We start from the raw sequence: 21,823 nt of genomic DNA on the forward strand, positions 1-21,823 counted from the left end.
AGAATACACAGAGCAAGAGTTGATTGTTAAGTTTAAATCTGTCCTTTCTAAGGGTCAGCGAAAGCAAATCATCAACAGCATTAAAGGTAGTGAGCTATCCTTTTCTGAAACAGGAAATTATTCTTTAGTCTCTGTAGTAAAAAATACTGACCTATCTTCTATTGCCAAAAGGCTCTCTAAGCACAAATCCGTTCAATTGGTTGAACCAAATATATTATACAAAACGGCTTATACCCCAAAAGATAAACATTATAAAAAACAATGGCATTTACCAAAAATCAATATGCCAAAAGCATGGGATAAATCAAAAGGATCCTCTTCGATCATAGTTGCTGTTATCGATAATGGAATGCAGACAAATCATCCAGATCTAAAAGGGAAAATTACTAAGCAAAAAAATATTGTACGCAACAACTCGACGATAACATCGGCAGCTCATGGTACCCATGTAGCTGGTATCATTGCAGCTACTCAGAACACAATCGGTATATCAGGTGTAGCTCCAAAGGTTAAAATCATGCCTGTTCAAGTTTTCAATGGGCAATATGCAGACGCTTATAGTATTGGTGATGGAATTATATATGCAGTCAATAATGGTGCAAGAGTATTGAATTTAAGCTTTGGAAGTTATTCTTACAGTTCATATGTAGACAGTGCAGTGGCATATGCGCATTCGAAGGGCGCTATTATTATTGCAGCTGCAGGTAATGACAGCACCTCCTACACTTCTTATCCAGCTGCTTTAAATCATGTGTTGGCAGTTAGTTCCACTAATAAGAAAGACAGCGATTCATACTTTTCTAATTTTGGAAACTACATAAATTATTCAGCTCCTGGTGAAGATATCTATTCTACCGTCAACGGCAGTTCTTATGAATATATGGATGGAACATCAATGGCGGCTCCTTTAGTAAGTGGAGTAGCTGCTCTAATGCTTTCTAAAAATCCTTGGTTATCACCAGACCAAATAGAAATTATTATGAATAAATCTGTCAAAGACCTCGGGAAAAAAGGCTGGGATTCTTTATATGGATATGGTCGAATTGATGCGAGCAAAGCAATGTCAAATACACCTGGGCAGTTATCAACGATAACCGCGAGTACAAAATTCACTGCTACAGGGAAAAATAAACATAACATCTCTGTAAGCGCATATGGCTCGTCAAAACTATCAATCTATGTAAAGGATTCCAAAGGAAAATTGGTTAGAAGTTTAGTCTCCAATAAACCGTGGAGTTGGGGGAAAATTTCCACATCATGGGACGGAAAGACAGGATCATATAGCTACGCCAAATCAGGAAAATATACGCTTGTTGCAAGAATGACTAGAGGCAGCAAAAACATTTATAAAACCAAAACTGTGACAGTTAAGGATAATGTAGCCCCAACAGTCACCAGTAAAGCTGCCAATTTTTCACACAAGGTCACTACATCGATAAAAGTTCCTTATGTACTTAACAAAGATTCAAAAGTAACTGTTAAAGTTTTGGATAGTACGGGGAAAACAGTTGGAACAATTATGAAGAGCAAGACCATCAAAGGTGGCAAACAATCAATTACTTGGAACGGGAAAAACTCCAGTAACAAGCTAGTGAAGGATGGCAGTTATAAACTTTCATTCGAAACCATCTCTCTAACGAAGGTCAAAGGAAAAACAGTTAAATCAAGTATCACTGTGGATACGACTATAAATGGCTCTCTAAATAATATAGCTACCCCATTTAAAGCAACAGAGAAGAATAAACAGAATGCAACCTTTAAATCCAAAGAAAAACTATATATGACTGTTTCTGTTTTGAATAGCAAGGGTTCGAAAGTAAAAACACTGGTTACTAACAAATTGTATGATCCTTCATCCATACAACATAGTTGGAATGGAACAGACAGTAAGAATAAATTTGTTACAGAAGGAATTTATGTTTTTCAGTATGAGTTAAAAGATCTCATCGGTAATAAAAAAACGATTAAGAGTAAAACTTTCAACCTCGAAGATCATCGTGCTAATTTTGTAAGTGGCAAAGGAACAAAGAATATCACCGGTAATACGGACGTTGCTATTCCATATACACTCATTAAAGCTTCCAGTGTGTCTATCAATGTTTATAAAGGCTCGACACTTGTAAAAACAATCCTAAAAGATGAGGACCAGAAGGCTGGCAGCTATGATTTCTCTTGGAATGGAACCAATTCTAATGGTGAGTATATTGGAGATGGAGTTTATACCTACAGAATCAACGCATCTGACAAGTATAAAAATAACGCAACTTACAGTGCAAATCTTAATGTGGATCGCCAAGTTATTAAAGTTGAGTATCCGAAGCACGTACAAAATAAATCTAAAGAGTATTATAAAACAGATATTGAGGTCTTCTATAAACTCTCTGATCCTGCTACCGTCACGGTTGAAATTTATGACGGAGATGATTCTCTAGTTAAGACTATCAGTAAAAATGTAAAACAAGAGGCGGGAATTCAGAATTTCACGTGGGATGGAGTAAGTGACGATGGCAACGATTATTGGTATTACGAACCTCTCAATTACGTTATTAAAGCCAAAACAGAGATGGGCAGAGAAACAAAAGTAACCGGCTCTATCTTAAGCAATTATTATGAGGAATATCCAGAGTGGATTCAAAGTCATTCCGTAGATACACATAATACGGGCATCGATATAGTAACAAACTTATCAAAAGATACAGAGATGCAATTAACTGTCTATGATTATAATCATTATAACTCCGGCAATCTTAGTAGCTATTATGATCAGCAAACATATACATTCAAAACAGGGCAAAACACCTTGAATTATCTTGTACCTGACAATCTCTTTGTTGATAATAGTTACATCGATTTAATGTATGTATTATCCTATAAGGATGAACTGGGGAATAAATACGAGTACGCCTATAACGATGGGTACTATAACTATTAATTTATAGGATCTTAAATTAGCTGTCTAAGAAAACGTATCTTCTTAGGCGCACTCTAATTAAGTATAGGTATTTATAGCCTAGCTCATGTAATCAACACTCTCATTTTATAGTTGATTCTATAGTTTGCTTAATGGAATGGCTGACAAAGAAAATAGTTCTCCCATTTTCCTCTAAGACTTCTAGCAAATACTTGGTCACAAATAGATAAAGCTTGAGTAAATAAATCACCAGAACTAAAAAAGCTGCGCACTATCCGTTTTTTAGGATAATCGCAGCTTTTTAGTTTGTCATCCAGAGCGGTCAATGAACTCTTTGCCTCATAAAACGCTCTAGTGCATCCCTCCAGGTTGGTATGACAAAACCTGTATCCTTTACTTTATCCAATGACAGGACAGAATGCTTTGGCCTTGCAGCCTTTTGTGGGAATTCAGCTGATGTCCCAGGCAAAACCTCTACCCGTTTACCTTTTAATATTTCTTTAGCAAACTCAAACCATGTCGCCACTCCATCATTCGAAAAATGATAGACACCTGCCTCGACTTCATGATTCACAATATAAACCATGAATGCCGCTAAATCATGCGCATAGGTCGGCTTTCCATATTGGTCATTTACCACCTTAATCGTATCCATTTTCTTAGCTAAATTCAGCATGGTATAAACAAAATTACGGCCATGTTCTCCAAATATCCAAGAAGTACGAATGATATAGGCAGAAGGACTGTATTTTAAAATTGCCTCTTCACCTGCAAGTTTAGCCGCACCATATTGATTGATAGGATTTGTTTGATCTGACGGTAAATATGCTGCCTCTTTTGTTCCATCGAATATATAATCTGTACTTATATAAATAACTCGAGCCCCAGTCTCCGCTGCCGCTTTACTAATATAAGCAGATCCATCTCTATTAATTCTCCAATTCGCTTCCCTGCCTTCTTCCTCCGCAGCTTCAACATCCGTATAAGCTGCACAATGCAAAACCCAGTCCGGGTGAATGGAAGATATGGTCTCGGAAACTTCCTGTTCATTAGATATATCCAACTCTTCCTTAATAAAGGGGAATACCGTGTGTATCCCATCCTCCTTTAGCAGGGTAACAACTTCAGTCCCGAGTTGGCCATTCGCTCCCGTTACTAGTATCTTCATCTTATTTACCCAGTTTGGCGCGTTCCTTTAATGGACGCCACCATTCCTCATGATTGACATACCAATCAATTGTTTCCACAATCCCCGTATCAAAGGTATACTTTGGCTTCCAGCCTAGCTCAGTTTCGAGCTTTGTGGGATCAATCGCATAACGGAGATCATGCCCGAGCCGATCCTCTACATAGTGAATCCTATCACTTGAGAGACCGAGATGCTCTACAATTTTTTGAACGATCTCATTGTTGGTCCGCTCATTATGACCGCCAACATTATACACTTCTCCACTTTTCCCCTTATGGAGCACTAAATCTATCGCGGCACAATGATCGGTAACATGCAGCCAATCGCGGATATTCTCTCCATTTCCGTAAATCGGTAACATGTCCCCATCTATTCCATTCGTTATCATCAATGGAATTAATTTTTCAGGAAAATGATAAGGCCCATAATTATTTGAGCAGCGTGTGATAGTAACCGACAAGCCATAAGTCTCATGATAAGCACGGACGAGCATATCTGCTCCTGCTTTACTTGCTGAATATGGGCTGTTCGGTGCTAACGGTGTCTCTTCCGTAAAATACCCTGTTTCCCCCAGCGATCCATAGACCTCATCCGTCGATACCTGTAAAAACCTTTGTACATGACATTCCTTCGCTGCATCCAATAAAGCCAATGTTCCCTGAATATTCGTTTCAATGAATATTCCTGGATCCAAAATACTGCGGTCCACATGTGACTCAGCCGCAAAATTAACAATTGCCTGGATATCATATTGTTCGATTAAGCTTTTGATTAGCTCACGGTCCGTGATATTCCCTTGGACAAAATAGTGATTTTGATTCTCCATCACATCATCCAAGTTATGTATATTACCCGCATAAGTTAGTAAATCCAAATTAATAACTCGATAATCAGGATAGGTAGTTAATAGATGACGGACAAAATTACTTCCAATAAAGCCCGCTCCTCCTGTAACCAAAATGTTCATTAGGCATCCTCCCAAACAAAATTATAATCAGCTCCATGAAGCATCGGATGTTTTTGGTCCTTATCAGATAAAATCGGAACCGAAACTGGCCATTTAATAGCTAGCTCCTCATCATTCCAGGCAATTCCCCGGTCATGTTCAGGTGAATATAATTCATCCACCTTATAAAGTACATTTACATTTTCCGTAATGGTACAAAATCCATGTGCAAACCCATTTGGAACGAATAATTGGCGCTTATTAAATTCACTGAGAATAAATCCTTCCCATTGCCCGAAAGTTGGCGATCCTTTTCGTATGTCTACCACTACATCATAGATTGCTCCTGTTACCACACGTACTAATTTGGTTTGGCCCTTAGGTTCCAACTGGTAATGCATCCCTCTCAATACGCCAGCTTCCTTTGAAAGGGAATGATTATCCTGAATAAACTGATCAAGGATATCATGTTCATGAAATAGCTTTTCATTATAGCTTTCCGTAAAGAAACCACGATGGTCCCCATAAACGGCAGGTTCGATTAATTTAACACCCTTCAATCCGCTTTCAATAACATTCATAATTCCACCTCTTCTTTAGGCGTCATTTGATCTTGCTCGATCATCCTCATCAAATACTGCCCATACTCATTTTTCGAAAGTGGTTCAGCCAATTGTCTGACCTGCACAGCATCAATATAGCCCATTCGATAGGCGATTTCTTCTAGGCAGGCAATCTTAAGCCGTTGTCTTTTTTCCACTGTTTCTATGAATGTGGAAGCTTCGAGCAGGCTCTCATGCGTACCTGTATCCAACCAGGCAAAACCACGTCCCATGATTTCTACGGTCAACTCGCCATTTTCAAGATAGATGCTGTTTAAATCTGTAATTTCCAATTCTCCTCTGGCAGATGGCTCAATTCTTTTCGCATATTCTACCACTCTATTATCGTAAAAATAGACACCTGTCACAGCATAATTGCTTTTCGGATTCTTTGGTTTTTCTTCTATGGATATAGCCTTCATCTGATTATCAAACTCTACTACACCAAAGCGTTCAGGATCATGTACATGATAGCCAAATACAGTAGCTCCATACTCCTTCGATGCCGCTTTTTGTACCATTTTGGATAATCCCTGTCCATAAAATAGATTGTCCCCTAAAATGAGCGCAACAGAATCTTCGCCAATGAAGCTTTCACCTATAATAAAAGCCTGTGCTAGCCCCTCCGGTTTTTCTTGTACAGCATAGGAAAGGCTTATGCCAATATTGGAACCATCTCCTAACAGTTGTGCGTAACGTGATGTATCTTCTGGAGTTGAAATGATTAAGATTTCCTTTATACCTGCCAGCATCAATATGGATAAAGGATAATAAATCATCGGTTTATCGTAAACCGGCAGCATTTGTTTGGAAATAGCACTGGTTAATGGATATAATCGGGTACCACTTCCGCCTGCCAATATAATTCCCTTCATTTCCATCCTCCTTAATAGTCAACATCACTCACTTGAACAAATTCTGTATTTATACTCCGTCCGTATCCAACGGGCGCAGTTCATACCAACCTTTTACACTGGGATAGATTGTTAACTCTACTCCACTTTCTGTATAGTGATGAACGACAATAGAATTCACAGAAGGCCGTGCATATTGTAAACATCGCTTTTATTTGTCCTGGCTTTCATCATCCCAACCCCTCCACCATTCTATTCATAACTGTAGACGGCAGTTTTACATCGAGAGATATATTGTCGAATTTTTCTGTAAAATAAGAGCGCACAGTATAGCTTAATCGAAACGAACCTACTTTATTGCTTTGATTAATTCCATTTAAATGCCTGGCCGCATTATAAATGGGTATAGCTGCAGTAAGGTATTACCCATTCAGTACCTTTCCCACCTGCCAGAATCTCTGCATAAATCACTTGTTTACCCCCATTTCAAACTAGAATACTTACTAAATCCATAAGACCAGGTTATTAACATTTAATTCCTTAAATAGAAATAATATCATTTAACAAAATCATACAAAAATTAAGAGATTATATCTACCTATTTTTACTGGGGAAGTCTGAACGATCCTAATTTGATAGAGCTAGTGCCTAGTTTAAAGTGATTTGATGGTCAAAAAATGCAAAATCCCCCTGATGTAAACAAAAAAAGTTGTCAGAATTCCGACAACTTTTAAAGATATTACTTATTTAATTCCATCGTTAGATAAGCAGAAGAAACCCAGCCTTGTGTTCCATTTGATAATTTAACTTTATACCAAGATCCACTTTTAATTGGGTTTTTACTTGAATCCACCACAAGCTCGACATATTGATGATTTGGCAATGATCCCAATATATCGCCCACAGTACTCGCTGTTGCCCGTACATTCAGGGTACTCGAACCACTGACACTCACCCGAGCTAAGTTTTTAACAGTCATATACTGATTATATTTGCTTAAGCTGACCGTATTTGTATAATATTTCTTGCCTTTATAATTGACTGTCAACCAGTAATCATTCCATTTTTCCAATAGATTAAAGGTTTCACCCTTTCCAATTGTTGCTGCCACAGTCGCAGAGCTGCTTGTCTCATTTCTTAGACTTATAGAAGAATTGGCAACAGCAATTGTACCTGTCGGAAATACATCCTTGCCAATTGGATAGCTTGGCTTGGCTGGTACTGTCGTATTTGCACTTTGGCTGACTGCCCCTTCCTTACTGTAAGCTAAAATCTCGGACATATGGTTGGCAATCTTACTTCCCCAATTGGAATCACTGGCATAGTAAAAGTTCATTCCTTTACTTAAATCTGCACTCCGATTTCCATTGGCATCCTTAATGGTATATCCAAGTGTCGCCCCCTGATACTTCCAGTTAGATGGATTTAAATAAGTCGCCTTCATTTCCTGTGCAATAAAGAGAATATTCTCATCAATGGAGGAAAATTTTACAGAGCCTACAAATGGTGCTAGATCATAGGATCCAAAACCAAATAAATTGTTTTTCCCCAAAGAAATCGTCGATTTTCCAAAATCACTTTCATGAATCGCATGTGCTGCTAAATACAAGGCATTTAGGCCATATTTATTGGCGGCAGTGATAAACACCGAGCCTTTGTTATAGAGGACACTATTACTCGATGTTGCATTCTTCGCAATATAAGTATTAATTTGTGCAGCTGTAACAGAGGACTTCGTTCGCAAATCCATATGTATAAAGGAATTCTTATTCGCTTCATGAGAGTTCATTTTATCGTAGTTCGCTTTTGTAATTAAGTAATCTCCTGATACATAGCCTGTTACTCCATCATACGTTACCCGATACCATCCCTCACTGGTTTTATAGGTTGATTTTACTTGTGTGTATTTAGGGATTAAACCGATTTTAGTAGACGATGTCGTATCGGAGGCACGAATATTCAAATCAGCAATCGGCAAATAGGTTGTTTCAGTAATAGTAGAACCGCTCGGAGTGTTGCTTGAGGTACTACTATATGCAACCAAATAAGTGCCGCTAACCCAACCAGTTTGACCATTATAGCTCACTTTATACCAATCTCCTGATTTTGCTGTGGCCGTCACGATTGTATTTACAGGAATAGTGTCCATTTTTTCTCCGGAAGTGGACGCTGTCTTTCGTAAATTCAGATTGGCCGTCGTCTTATACTTTGTAGCTGTAATTGACGTGTCTGTTGATGATACCGTTTTCGAGAATTTAGCTATGTTGATATAACCCGTTTTTCCTCTATACGTTGTTTTATACCAATCCCCAATTCTATAAGTGGTTGTTATTTTGACTCCCTTAGGGATAGCAACCAATGTTCCATGTTTCTCCCCAGCAAAGGAATATAAATACGTCGCTTCTTTTGCCGTATAGGAAGTACTAGTAACCTTAGCTGCAGACACCTTACTTACAGACCCGGATTTTATGAAATAATTCTTCCCTTTATAGGAAACTCGATACCAGGTTTCTCCTATACTATTAACTACCTTTTGAGTAGATGTAAATATATTATTCTTTGGTATGGAATAGATTGCAGCTTTTTTTGTATTGGCAGTGCTATACAAGGAGCTTGTCGCATTCGTCTTATAGTAAGTGGTACTTATAGTCGTAGTTTGATTGTATTCTTTTATATACGAACTGCTTACCCAGCCTGTTTTACCACTATAAGAGACCTTATACCATGAGCCTGATTTTGCCGTAGCCGTGATCATTTTATTCTTTGGTATAGTAAGGAGTCGAGTGCCACTTGTTGATGCTTTTGACCTCATGTTTAAATTTGCTGTCGTTTTAAATTTAGTCGACTTAATCGAAACAGAGGCAGAGGAGCTCGTTTTTTTAGTGACTTTGATATATTTTGAGCTTACATAACCTGTTTTTGTTCCATATTTCACTTTATACCAGCTGCCGCTTTTTGAAAGATACGAAACTGTTTTTCCTTTTGGTATAGTCGTAATGATGGCCGCACTGGTTGAAGCTGATTTGCGTAAATTCAGATTAGCTGTCGTTGTGTATACTGATGTACTCGTTGGCAAAACTGCTTTTAAATAGCTAGAACTGACATAACCCGTTTTTGTTCCATATTTCACTTTATACCAGCTGCCGCTTTTTGATAAGTATATAACTTGTTTTCCTTTTGGAATCGTTGTAATAATTGATGCAGCCTTACTTGCAGACTTTCTCAAGTTCAAATTAGCTGTTGTCTTGTAATATGTCTCCGCAGCTGCTTCTACTTTTAATTCCCAAAAACTATCCTTCAATCCAATTTCAGGCCCAAAAATCAAGCCAGTAGATAGAAGAACGGATGTTGCCATAACTCTAATTGGTTGTTTATACCTTTTATTCATTGAACTCTCCCTTTTTAGTAAATAAGACGCACCGTACTAAACTATTATTTAGATATATTTTATTCTCTTATAAGCATATATTCCCCCCATTAATAGAATTACGAATAATAGAGCGGTTTTCTAAGGGTAAGCACTGAATTAATTCATTCATTCATCAATTTTCTTGTAAAAATGCTTACTTTTCACACTACCATTTCATTCTCTTCCCATAATAGTTTCAATCTTATTCGTGCCCACTTTCTTAATGATGACCAACAAAAAGAGGCTGTTGACATGATCAACAGCCTCTCTTTCTTAAACCTATTTATTTAACTCCCTTACTAAATAACTACCCGATCCCCAGCCAACTGTGCCATTTGATAGCTTAACCTTATACCAACCGCCATTAGTGATTGGACTTTTACTTGAATCCACCACAAGCTCGACATATTGATGGTTCGATAAAGATCCCACTTTAGTCGCTGCCGTACTAGCAGATGCGCGTACATTTAAGGTACTCGTACCACCAACACTTACACGGGCTAAATTTTTAACAGTCATATACTTATTATATGTGCTTAAGCTAACCGTATTTGTATAATATGTTTTGCCTTTATAACTAACTTTCAGCCAGTAATCATTCCATTTTTCGAGTAGGTTAAAGGTTTCACCCTTCTTAATTGTTGCGGCTACAGTCGCTGAGCTGCTTTTTGAGTTTCTTAGACTAATAGATGAATTGGCAACTGCATTCGTACCTGTTGGGAATACATCTTTCCCGCTTGGATAGCTTGGTTTGGCTGGTATCGTCGTATTTTGACGTTGACTGACAGCTCCTTCCTTGCCATAAGCCAATATATTCGACATATGGGTGGCAATCCTTTTTCCCCAATCAGAATCACTCGCGTAGTAAAAGTTCATTCCTTTACTTAAATCAGTGATTCGATTTCCATTCGCATCTTTAATTGTATAACCTAGCGTTGCACCCTTGTACTTCCAGTTAGATGGATTTAAATAGGTTGCTTTCATTTCCTGTGCAATAAAGGCAATATTCTCTTCAATAGAAGCAAATTTGACGGAGCCCACAAATGGCGTACTATCGTAGGATCCAAAACCAAACAAATTATTTTTCGCTAATGCGATTGTAGATTTCCCATAGTTACTTTCATGAATGGCATGTGCTGCTAAATACAGGGCATTCACACCATATTTATTGGCTGCTGTAATAAATGCAGATCCTTTATTATAGAGAACACTATTAGTCGATGTTGCATGCTTTGCAATATAGGCATTAATTTGCGCAGCCGTTACAGAGGATTTTGTACGTAAATCCATATGTATATAGGAATTCTTATTATTTTCATAAGAGTTCATTTTATCGTAGTTCGCTTTTGTTATTAAGTAATCTCCTGAGACATAGCCTGTTACTCCACCATATGTAACCCGATACCAGCCCTTGCTAGTTTTATAGGTAGATTTCACTTGAGTATATTTAGGGATTGAACCAACTTTAGCCGATGTTGTCGAATCGGAGGCACGAATATTCAACTTAGCAATCGGCAAGTATATGTTTTCCGTAACACCAGAACCGCTCGGGCTGCTGCCAGTATTGTTGCTGGAACTACTATACGTAGCCAAATACGTACCGCTTACCCAGCCGGTTTTACCATTGTAACTCACTTTATACCAAATGCCAGATTTGGCAGTAGCTGTGACAATCGTATTTTTAGGTATTGTGTCTAATTTCTCTCCGGAAGTAGATGCTGTCTTTCTTAAATTCAGATTGGCGGTAGTCTTAAACATCGTAGCCGTAATAGACGTGCTTGATGAAGTTACCGTTTTCGAAAATTTAGCCATATTGATATACCCCGTATTTCCACCATACGTTGTTTTATACCAATCTCCAATGCGATAATTGGTTATTATTTTGGCTCCCTTTGGAATAGAAACCAAAGTCCCGTGTTTTTCCCCAGCAAATGAATATAAATAAGTATTTTGGGTTGCCGTATAGGAGGTACTTGTAACATTTGCTGCAGATACCTTACTTACTGATCCAGCTTTAATATAATAATTTTTCCCTTTAAAAGAAACTCGATACCAGGTTTCTCCTATACTATTGACTACTTTTTGTGTAGAAGAAAATATATTATTCTTAGGAATCGAATAAACAGCTGCTTTATTTGTATTGGCAGCACTATACAGGGAGCTTGTCGCATTCGTCTTATAGTAAGCAATACTTGTCGTTGTAGTTTGATTGTACTCCTTTATATACGAGCCGCTGACCCAACCGGTCTGACCGCTATAAAAGACCTTATACCACGAGCCGGATTTTGCTGTGGCTGTAATAACTTTATTCTTTGGTATAGTTAAGAGCCGACTGCTGCTCGTTGTGGCTTTAGACCTCATGTTTAAATAGGATGTAGTTTTATATTTAGTCGACTTAATAGTTGTTGACGCAGAAGTAGATGCACTTGTTTTGTTCGTAACCTTTATATAGCTGGAACTGACATAACCGGTTTTTGTTCCGTATTTCACCTTATACCAACTGCCGCTCTTTGATAGATACAAGACTGTTTTCCCCTTTGGGATGGTCGTTAAGATTACCGAACGGGTTGAAGCTGTTTTGCGTAAATTCAAATTGGCCGTCGTTGTATATACGGATGTACTTGTTGCCGGAGTAGTCGAACTCGATACAATCTTCAGATAGCTAGAGCTGACATAGCCTGTCTTCGATCCATATTTCACCTTGTACCAGCTGCCACTTTTAGATATATATGTGACTTGTTTTCCTTTTGGAATGGTTATAATTATTTTTGCGGTTTTACTCGCTGTCTTTCTCAAATTCAGATTGGCTGTCGTCTTATAATATGTTCCAGCAGTTGCTTCAACTTTAGTACCTGTAAAACTCTGGTTGGGTTCAAGAGCTGGTCCAAAAATCAAACCAGTAGATAGAAGAACGGATGTTGCCATAACCTTAAGCGGTTGATTATTCCTATTATTCATTGCAATAAAATCTCCCTCTTTAGTAAATAAGACACCGAACTAAATTACTATTTTGATATAAAATAATTTTCTTATATAGTTTTAAAATTATCAAATAATTTGCTAGATACATAAATAATCACGCTTGTTTATATTATGTTTAAATAATATAAAAGCCAATCTCTTATTCTCTTTCACTTATACATCATTCAAAGTTAAATCCTCTCTATCCAATAGTGTATTTAATAAAAAAAGAGGTTGTTGACCATGTCAACAACCTCTTTTCCTAAATCCTATTTATTTAATTCTCTTGCTAAATAAGAACCTGATGCCCAGCCAACTGTGCCATTAGATAACTTAACCTTATACCATCCGCTACTAGTAACTGGATTATTGCTTGAATCTACCACAAGTTCGACATATTGATGGTTTTTTAAAGTTCCCACTGTAGCTGACGCCGTATTAGCTGACGCGCGGACATTCAATGTGCTGGCACCATTTACACGCGCTAAATTTTTCACGGTCATATACTGATTATAGGTGCTCAGACTAACCGTATTTGTATAATATGTTTTGCCTTTATAACTGATTGTTAGCCAATAATCATTCCATTTTTCCAGTAAATTAAAGGTCTCACCCTTCTTAATCGTTGCGGCCACAGTTGCTGAACTGCTTTTTGAGTTTCTAAGACTGATAGAAGAATTGGCAACAGCGATTGTACCTGTCGGGAACACATCCTTGCCGCTTGGATAGCTAGGTTTGGCTGGAACCGTTGTATTTGGACTTTGGCTGACTGCCCCCTCATTGCCATAATCCAGGATGTTAGACATATGTTTGGCAATCTTATTTCCCCAATCGGAATCACTGGCATAGTAAAAATTCATTCCTTTACTTAAATCAGTAATTCGATTTCCATTCGCATCTTTAATTGTATAGCCAAGTGTTGCACCTTTGTATTTCCAGTTAGATGGATTTAAATAGGTGGCTTTCATTTCTTGTGCAATAAAGGCAATATTCTCTTCAATAGAAGAAAATTTAACCGAACCTACAAATGGCGTAATGTCATAGGATCCAAAGCCAAACAAGTTATTTTTTGCTAACGCAATTGTAGATTTTCCATAGTTACTTTCATGAATCGCATGTGCTGCTAAATAGAGGGCATTCACACCATATTTATTAGCCGCTGTAATAAATGCCGAGCCTTTATTGTAGAGAACGCTATTAGCTGATGTTGCATGCTTAGCAATATAAGCATTAATTTGTGCAGCTGTTACAGAGGATTTTTTACGTAAATCCAAATGCATATAGGAATTCTTATTTGCCTCATAAGAATTCATTTTATCGTAATTCGCTTTTGTGATTAAATACTCTCCCGATACAAAACCTGTTACTCCACCATATGTCACACGGTACCAGCCCTTACTTGTTTTATAGGTAGATTTCACCTGTGTATATTTAGGGATTGAACCAACTTTAGCTGATGAAGTAGAGTCGGAAGCACGGATATTTAATTCACTGATTGGTAAATATGTTGTTTCAGTTATAGCAGTGCCACTCGGTAATGTTGTTTGATTTCCGTTGTTACTACTTGAGCTGTTATTACCAGTACTGCTAGTGTATTTTGTCAAATAAGCACCACTTACCCAGCCGGTATAACCATTGTATGTAACTTTATACCAATCGCCTGATTGTGCTGTAGCTGTAACTACTGTATTCACAGGTATTGTAGTCAATTTCGCACCTGATTCAGATGCTGTCTCACGTAAATTCACATTAGCCGTTGTTTTAAACTCCGTAGCCGTAAAAGACGGTGTCGTTGAAGTGACTGTTTTTGTGAATTTAGTCAAATCAATGTAACCTGTTTTTCCGCCATAGGATGTTTTATACCAATCACCAATTCGATAATTAGTAGTTACTTTAGCTCCCTCTGGAATAGTAACCAAAGTTCCGTGAGATGCTCCTGCAAAGGAATACAAGTAAGTCATTTCTTTTGCTGTATAAGAAGTACTCGTAACATTCGCCGGTGTTACCTTACTTACTGAACCAGATTGAATATAACAGTTATTTCCTTTATAGGAAACTCGATACCAGGTTTCTCCTATACTATTCACGACCTGTTGGGTAGAAGTGAACACATTATTCTTTGGTATAGAATAAACAGCCGCCTTATTTGTATTAGGAGCACTATACAAGGAGCTTGCAGCCTTTGTATTATAGTAAGTCGTACTTGTCGTCGTAGTTTGATTATATTCTTGTAAATACGAGCCGCTTACCCAACCGGTCTGACCACTGTAAGAGACCTTGTACCAGGAGCCAGATTTTGCAGTAGCTGTGACAACAGTATTCGCAGGGATTGTATTTAATTTCGCACCGGAATCGGAAGCTGTCTTACGTAAAATTAAATTAGCCGTAACCTTATATTTTGTAGCCTTAATCGATGTTTCCGAAGTAGCAACTATTTTTGTAAATTTAGTCAAATCAATGTAACCTGTTTTTCCGCCATAGGATGTTTTATACCAATCACCAATTCGATAATTAGTGGTTATTTTAGCTCCCTTAGGAATGGTAACTAGTGTTCCGTGTGTTGCTCCTGCAAAGGAATATAAATAAGTAGCTTCCTTTGCCGTATAGGAGGTGCTCGTAACCTGGGCTGCAGTCACCTTACTTACTGAACTGGATTGAATATAATAGTTTTTTCCTTTATAGGAAACTCGATACCAGGTTTCTCCAATACTATTAACGACCTGTTGCGTAGAAGTAAATACATTATTCTTTGGAATGGAATAAACAGCTGCTTTATTTGTATTAGCAGCACTATATAAGGAACTTGCAGCCTTTGTATTATAGTAATTCGTGCTTGTCGTCGTAGTTTGATTATATTCTTGTAAATACGAGCCGCTTACCCAACCGGTCTTACCACCGTAAGATACCTTATACCAGGAGCCAGATTTCGCCGTGGCTGTGACGACTTTATCCTTTGGTATAGTAAGGATCCGTGTACCACTCGTTGATGCGTTGGATCTCATGTTTAATTTTTCTGTCGTTTTGTATTTAGTGGCCTTCATCGTTGTAGATGTAGACGTAGACGCAGAAGCTGAGGAACTTGTTTTTTTAGAAACTTTTATATATTTGGAGCTAACATATCCTGTTTTTGATGAGTATTTCACCTTATACCAGCTGCCGCTTTTAGATACATACGTCACTGTTTTCCCTTTTGGGATGGTCAATAACGTAGCTGAACTGGTTGATGCCTGTTTACGCAAACGTAAATTGTCTGTTGTTGTGTATACAGAAGTACTTGTTGTGGAGGCAGAAGATGAAACTGTTGAACTCGCCGTCACTTTTGTTAAATATTGCGAACTGACAAATCCAGTTTTAGTTCCGTATTTCACCTTAAACCAGCTGCCACTTTTAGATATGTAAGTAACCTGTTTTCCTTTTGGAATTGTTGTGATTTTTTGCGCCTTTGTACTTGCAGACTTTCTCATATTCAAATTATCGGTTGTTTTATAATATGTATCAGCCGCTTCAGCTACTTGTATACCCGTTAAACTATCTGCTGGCCCAATACCGCTTCCTAAAACCAAGCCAGTAGATAAAAGAACAGATGTCGCCATGACCTTGAATGGCAGCGTTTTTCTTTTATTCATAAAAATCTCCTTTTCAAATGATATACCGGATATAAATATTATTTTAATATATTAATATTTAGTTTTATGACTCAATATTAATAATTTATATACTTCAATTACGTATTTTTATATTATTTTAAACTAATATTTTCATTCATTTAAATGGTATTTTATTGATAATTTTTATCTAGCAGATTTACCTCTAAAATACTCCATAAAAATCTATTAGCCCTTTATTTGCCTTGTAGCAATTAACAAAAAAAAGATGACAACTGAACTGCTATCAGTTGTCATCTTTTGAACTTATTTACTTTTATTTAAATCGATTGAAATATCAGATTTTGAAACCCATCCTGACTTAATCTCACCTTTAGAATATTTAACCTTATACATATTATTCTTTAATTCTGGTTTATTTTCCTTATCCAAAACTAATTCAATATATTGATAGTTTTTAAATGTACCAAGTTTATCAGAGTCAGTACTAGCTGCTTTCCTAACATTCAATGTGGTTGTCGTAATATGAGCTAGGTTTAAAACTGTCATATACTCATTATATTTGCTTAAACTGACCGCATTTGTATGGTAGGTTTTACCGCCATATGTAACCTCCAGCCAGTAGTCATTCCATTTTTTCACTAGGTTAAAGCTAGCTCCTTTTTTAATGGTTGCTGCTACTTTTTTGGTATCTCCCTTTTTGCTATAAAGCTTGATATTGTCATTTGCTACTGCTTTTGTACCCGCAGGAAAACTGTCATATGTGTTTGGCCTAGCTGGCTTCGTTGGAACAGATGTATTAGCCTTTTCGTTCCTCGCCCCTTCCTTGCTATAGGCAAGAATTCCGGACATATGTATGCCAATCCCCTCTCCCCACTTGGAGTCACTCGCATAGTAAAAGTTCATACCTTTACTCATACTGTCTACTCTGGCACCATTGATATTTTTCACGGTATATCCCAGATAAGCCCCCTGATACCTATATTCCTTTGGATTTAAATGGTTTAAATAGGTAGTTTTTAATTCTTTGGCTATATAGTCGATATTTTCTTTAATTGACTTAAATTTAACCGCTCCTACATAAGGGGCTAAATCATATGCTCCAAAGCCGAATAAATTCTTTTTACCCATTGAAATAACGGAAGTTCCATAGCCGCTTTCATGAATAGCGTGGGCTGCAAGATATAGGGCATTCACTCCATTGGCTTTAGCTGCATCAATAATGACTTGCCCTTGACCAGCTAAGGCACTACTCTTACCATTAGCTCCCTTGGCAATATAATCATTTATTTGTTTAGCGTTTACCGAGGACTTAGTACGTAAATCCATAAACAGATAGCTATTTTTATTTCCCTCTAGCTTTTTAACCCGGTCCATCTCTGCTTGCGTGAGTAAATACGTCCCCGGCACATAACCTTTTTCGCCACCATAATTCACTTCATACCAACCGTTATTTGTTCGATACGCACTGGAAATAGCTTCCCCTCCAGGTATCGTTCCAAGTTTTTTTGAACTCGTGTCATTTGACGCATAGTAGTCAGCACCTGTTGTAATCAATACATAAGTACTCTTATTAATCACTTTTCCAGCTGGCCGATCAGGGACAGGCACGGGCACGGGCACGGGCTTAGGTACCGGTTTTGGAGTTGGCTTTGGCATCGGATTTGGAACTGGCTTGGGTGCAGGAGCTGGAGTTACTGCCGGTGCCGTATATTTAGCAAATTTGCTGATATCGATATAGCCTGTCTTCCCTTTATAGGTCACCTTATACCAGTTGCCCACGCGATAATTTGTTTTCACGACTGTATTTTTATTTACAGTCAGCAGACTGCCATACGTAGCTCCTGATGATTTATATAAGAAAGTGTTCGACTTTGCCTGATAGCTTGTTTCAGTCAGATTAGCAGGAGTTATCTTACTAACCAAGCTGGAAATGACATAATAATTCTTGCCTTTGTAAGATACTCGATACCAAGTTTCTCCTTTGCTATTTACGATTCTTTGGGTAAATGTAAATACATTATTAGTAGGAATCGAGTATACCTTTGCTTTTTTTGTATCTGGTGTGGAATGTAACGAACTTGTTTTTTTAGTAGATAAATAGGCTGTCTTCGTTGTTATATATTGATAGTATTCTTTCATATAGGAGCCGCTGACCCATCCGGTCTTTGATCCATACTTCACCTTATACCAGCTGTCATACTTTTCGGCTGAGGACAAAATTTTGTTCTTCGGAATGGTAACCAGGACTTTTCCCTTTGTTGAATATGTGGAGCGCATATTCAATTTGGCGGTTGTTTTAAATTTGGTTGCTGCTATTTTTGTGGTTTTGACCGTTTTTGTGGTTTTTGTAGTTGTCTTTTTGATATATTTAGAACTTACATAACCGGTCTTGGATTTGTAGCTCACTTTAAACCAGCTGCCTGACTTCGATTTATAGGTAACCATTTTGCCTTTCGGTATAGTCAGCAGGACCTTGCCTTTAGTGGATGCACTCTTCCTCAAATTCACATTGGCAGTTGTTTGATAAGTTGCTTTTGATGTAGAAGTTGAAGAGGATTTGGCTACTGATGAAGATGAATTTGTTACCTTACTCAAATATTTTTTGCTGACATAACCGGTTTCAGAACCATATTTAACCTTGTACCAGTCCCCAGTTTTAGAAATGTACGCAACTTGCTTTCCTTTAGGAATGGTAGTTATAACAGATTTCTTTGTACTCGCGCCGCTTCTCAAATTCAACTTGTCTGTTGTTTTATAATAAGTTGCTGCAGCTGCCTCCACGTGAGTGCTGCCAAAACCTGCAGTTTCTATAACCGATTCCCCCGTTGTAAATGCTGCAGATAAAAGAAACATAGTACTAACAACAATGGCCGAGATTCTATTTCGCTTATCCAATAGGACATCCCCCTTTATTTTGCATAATTTATATAAAACAGTTCATATGACATCTTGTTATTCCATTTTCTATTAGCAAAATTACTAACAATCTATGTATCGGTCATTGTTATTCCTTTTTTAGTAATTCACCTAAATATAACCACTAAAAATAAGCCCATCATATCAAACTACAACTAACTTAAATTATGTTATTTTAGAAATTATGGAGAGTTGGTGGGCTGGAGGAGGTTCGTCTTGGCGAAGGCTTGCCCATCTATCCGAAGGAAACAAGGGTATCAATCATGGCTATCTATAAAAATGTAATTTCAACATCCTAAATTTGCGTAACAAAGTTGTTAGGATGCTGAAATTACATTTATGTTGAATAGTAGCATTATTTCTTTATGAGGAATAAAGTCTTCTTTTTATTTTTGGTGTGTTTTATGTGATCAGTAATCGATTTCTCCATTTTATTAAGGGGTAGATTTACTCTTAAGGGGTTCTATTTTCAAGATATATATTAGAAATTTTGCTTCTTTCTCTTTTTGTCTAGAAAAGCTAATCTCATCTTGATTTTACTTTTCCTTCCTTTGTTAACTAATTGTATAATGGCCACTTGTCTATTCCTTTACATTTATTACGGAAGATATATCCGGTCTTCTCACCTTCTTCCAAACTTATACATTACTTGTTACTTTCTCTAATCTGACAATACCCGTTCCTTGGTCGCTTTTAGTGTCCATCTTCAGATTTAGTTTAAAAAACGCAAGCAAGCTATCATCCTGAGATGATAGCTTGTTGATGAAAATAATTTTCAGGTATTTTATTTAGATGTAATCGTCATGCTGCTTTGTTTTTGGATAGCAGCTTCTCTAAATGCTTTTTGTTGAGCTGGAGTCATAGTTCTATATTCTTTTAAAAATTTCTCATATTTTGGTACAACATCTTCAACTGTACCAAAGTCTTTTATTTCTCCATACTCAAGCCATAAAGCTTTATTACAGAAATCCTTAATTTGTCCAATTGCATGACTAACAAAGAAAATCGTTTTTCCTTGATCCCTAAAGCTGTACATTTTCTTTTTGGATTTCTCAGCAAAAGCTTGGTCACCTACTGATAAAGCTTCGTCGATAATCAGAATATCAGGATCAACTGTTACGGAAATTGCAAAACCAAGTCTTGATTTCATCCCGCTGGAATATTTCTTAACAGGTTGGTCAACGAACTTGCCAATATCAGCAAATTCAATGATTTCCGGCTCCAATTCCTTAATCTGCTTCTTATTGAACCCAAGCATTAGGCATTTCAACTCAATATTCTCCCGGCCTGTCAGCTGATTATTCAAACCGGAAGCAATCGCAATCAAGGAGGTTTGTCCAACTGTTTTAACTGAACCCATCGTAGGAGGAACAACCCCCGCTATTATATTGGATAATGTTGATTTTCCTGATCCATTAACCCCAATCAGTCCAATAACATCGCCTTTACTGGCTGTAAAACTTATATCCTGAAGCGCATAGAAATCATCTCCATATCCTCCCGGCAGAAGGATATCAAGTAATTTTTCCGAGGTTTTGCTATGCATTCTATATCTTTTATAAACATTTTCTACAATAACTGTTTCCATAGTAGACCTCACTCCATTTTACAAATAATCTACAAAATGATTTCTAAATTTCAAATGAAGCGCTGATCCAATCATGAGTAACACAATCGTTACTCCCCAAAAATATAAGGTATAGTGTGAATGCTCGATGAAATACCAGGATTGACCTAACATCGCTGCACGATACCCTTCCACTAAATAGGTAAGTGGATTAAATTTTATAATCATTTGCAAAAATCCTGGCAAACTATCTGATACCCATAATATAGGCGTTAAATAAATCAGCATCCTCATAATAGCTTGTACTATCATCGTTACATCTCGAACAATGGTAGCCAGTGTGGATGTGACAAGCGCAACGGCAAAGAGCAAAATAACCGCTGCAGCCATAAAGTAAGGCAACTGTATATAATAAATGGATATTGGGAATCCACCAAATTGCAAAATGATGGATACAATAATCACGATGACAATATGCTGATAAAATTTCGACATAATAACATATGAGGGAATAGCACTCATAGGGAAACTCATCTTAGAGATAAAATTGATCCTCGTATAAATCGATTTCGTCCCATCCATAATGGCAGGATTAGCAAAGAACCACAGAGAAATACCGGATAACATCCAGAAGATAAACGGTACGTCTCCAATTTCTCTGCCTCCCCGGATTCCCATACCGAACACTACCCAATATACTCCTATTTGTATCAAAGGATTTAAGAACTCCCATAATATACCTAAATAATTGTTGTTATTAGCACTTTTTAATTCAAATACAGACAATCGTCGAATTAAATAAAATGAACGTATTTGTTCTTGTATGACCGTAAACATAGACTTCATAAATTTTGAATATC

At 37.4% G+C, this 21,823-nt stretch carries 10 protein-coding genes and 1 pseudogene; 1 reads left to right on the top strand and 10 read right to left on the bottom strand.

Annotation, left to right across the window (positions count from 1 at the left end):
- The first annotated feature begins 19 nt into the window (after positions 1-19).
- Positions 20-2,932, top strand: coding sequence for a S8 family serine peptidase (locus tag AC4G3O_RS12550; RefSeq protein ID WP_491136254.1), 2,913 nt, complete (start codon positions 20-22; stop codon positions 2,930-2,932).
- 301 nt (positions 2,933-3,233) lie between these two features.
- Here the strand turns inward: AC4G3O_RS12550 and rfbD are convergent, their stop codons facing one another.
- The 10 genes and pseudogenes from rfbD to AC4G3O_RS12600 all read right to left on the bottom strand — a co-directional run bounded on the left by rfbD (position 3,234) and on the right by AC4G3O_RS12600 (position 21,809).
- Positions 3,234-4,079 carry a dTDP-4-dehydrorhamnose reductase gene (gene rfbD, locus AC4G3O_RS12555; RefSeq protein ID WP_491136255.1) on the bottom strand — a complete coding sequence of 282 codons (846 nt, stop codon included), beginning with the start codon at positions 4,077-4,079 and terminating at the stop codon, positions 3,234-3,236.
- 1 nt (position 4,080) lies between these two features.
- Entirely contained in the window at positions 4,081-5,067 is a 987-nt protein-coding gene (gene rfbB / locus AC4G3O_RS12560) for a dTDP-glucose 4,6-dehydratase (protein ID WP_490552653.1), read from the bottom strand.
- Positions 5,067-5,627: a dTDP-4-dehydrorhamnose 3,5-epimerase gene (gene rfbC / locus AC4G3O_RS12565; protein ID WP_491136256.1), complete on the bottom strand. Its 561-nt coding sequence runs from the start codon at positions 5,625-5,627 to the stop codon at positions 5,067-5,069. The genes rfbB and rfbC overlap by 1 nt, the downstream gene beginning before the upstream one ends.
- Entirely contained in the window at positions 5,624-6,523 is a 900-nt protein-coding gene (gene rfbA, locus AC4G3O_RS12570) for a glucose-1-phosphate thymidylyltransferase RfbA (RefSeq protein ID WP_491136257.1), read from the bottom strand. The genes rfbC and rfbA overlap by 4 nt, the downstream gene beginning before the upstream one ends.
- 718 nt (positions 6,524-7,241) lie before the next feature.
- Positions 7,242-9,890 (bottom strand): SH3 domain-containing protein, encoded by a 2,649-nt coding sequence (locus tag AC4G3O_RS12575; RefSeq protein ID WP_491136258.1) that lies wholly within the window; start codon positions 9,888-9,890, stop codon positions 7,242-7,244.
- Positions 9,891-10,190: 300 nt separating this feature from the next.
- Entirely contained in the window at positions 10,191-12,869 is a 2,679-nt protein-coding gene (locus tag AC4G3O_RS12580) for an SH3 domain-containing protein (protein ID WP_491136259.1), read from the bottom strand.
- A gap of 272 nt (positions 12,870-13,141) precedes the next feature.
- On the bottom strand, positions 13,142-16,498 hold the full coding sequence (locus tag AC4G3O_RS12585) for an SH3 domain-containing protein (protein ID WP_491136260.1): 3,357 nt from the start codon (positions 16,496-16,498) through the stop codon (positions 13,142-13,144).
- A gap of 285 nt (positions 16,499-16,783) precedes the next feature.
- Positions 16,784-19,375 carry an SH3 domain-containing protein gene (locus tag AC4G3O_RS12590; protein WP_491136261.1) on the bottom strand — a complete coding sequence of 864 codons (2,592 nt, stop codon included), beginning with the start codon at positions 19,373-19,375 and terminating at the stop codon, positions 16,784-16,786.
- 829 nt (positions 19,376-20,204) lie between these two features.
- Positions 20,205-20,984 (bottom strand): annotated as a pseudogene (tagH, locus tag AC4G3O_RS12595) (teichoic acids export ABC transporter ATP-binding subunit TagH); the annotation flags it as partial.
- Between the two features lie 18 nt (positions 20,985-21,002).
- Entirely contained in the window at positions 21,003-21,809 is an 807-nt protein-coding gene (locus AC4G3O_RS12600) for an ABC transporter permease (RefSeq protein WP_139892154.1), read from the bottom strand.
- Positions 21,810-21,823 lie beyond the last annotated feature (14 nt).

The sequence above is a fragment of the Bacillus sp. z14 (2026) genome, from assembly GCF_058313575.1.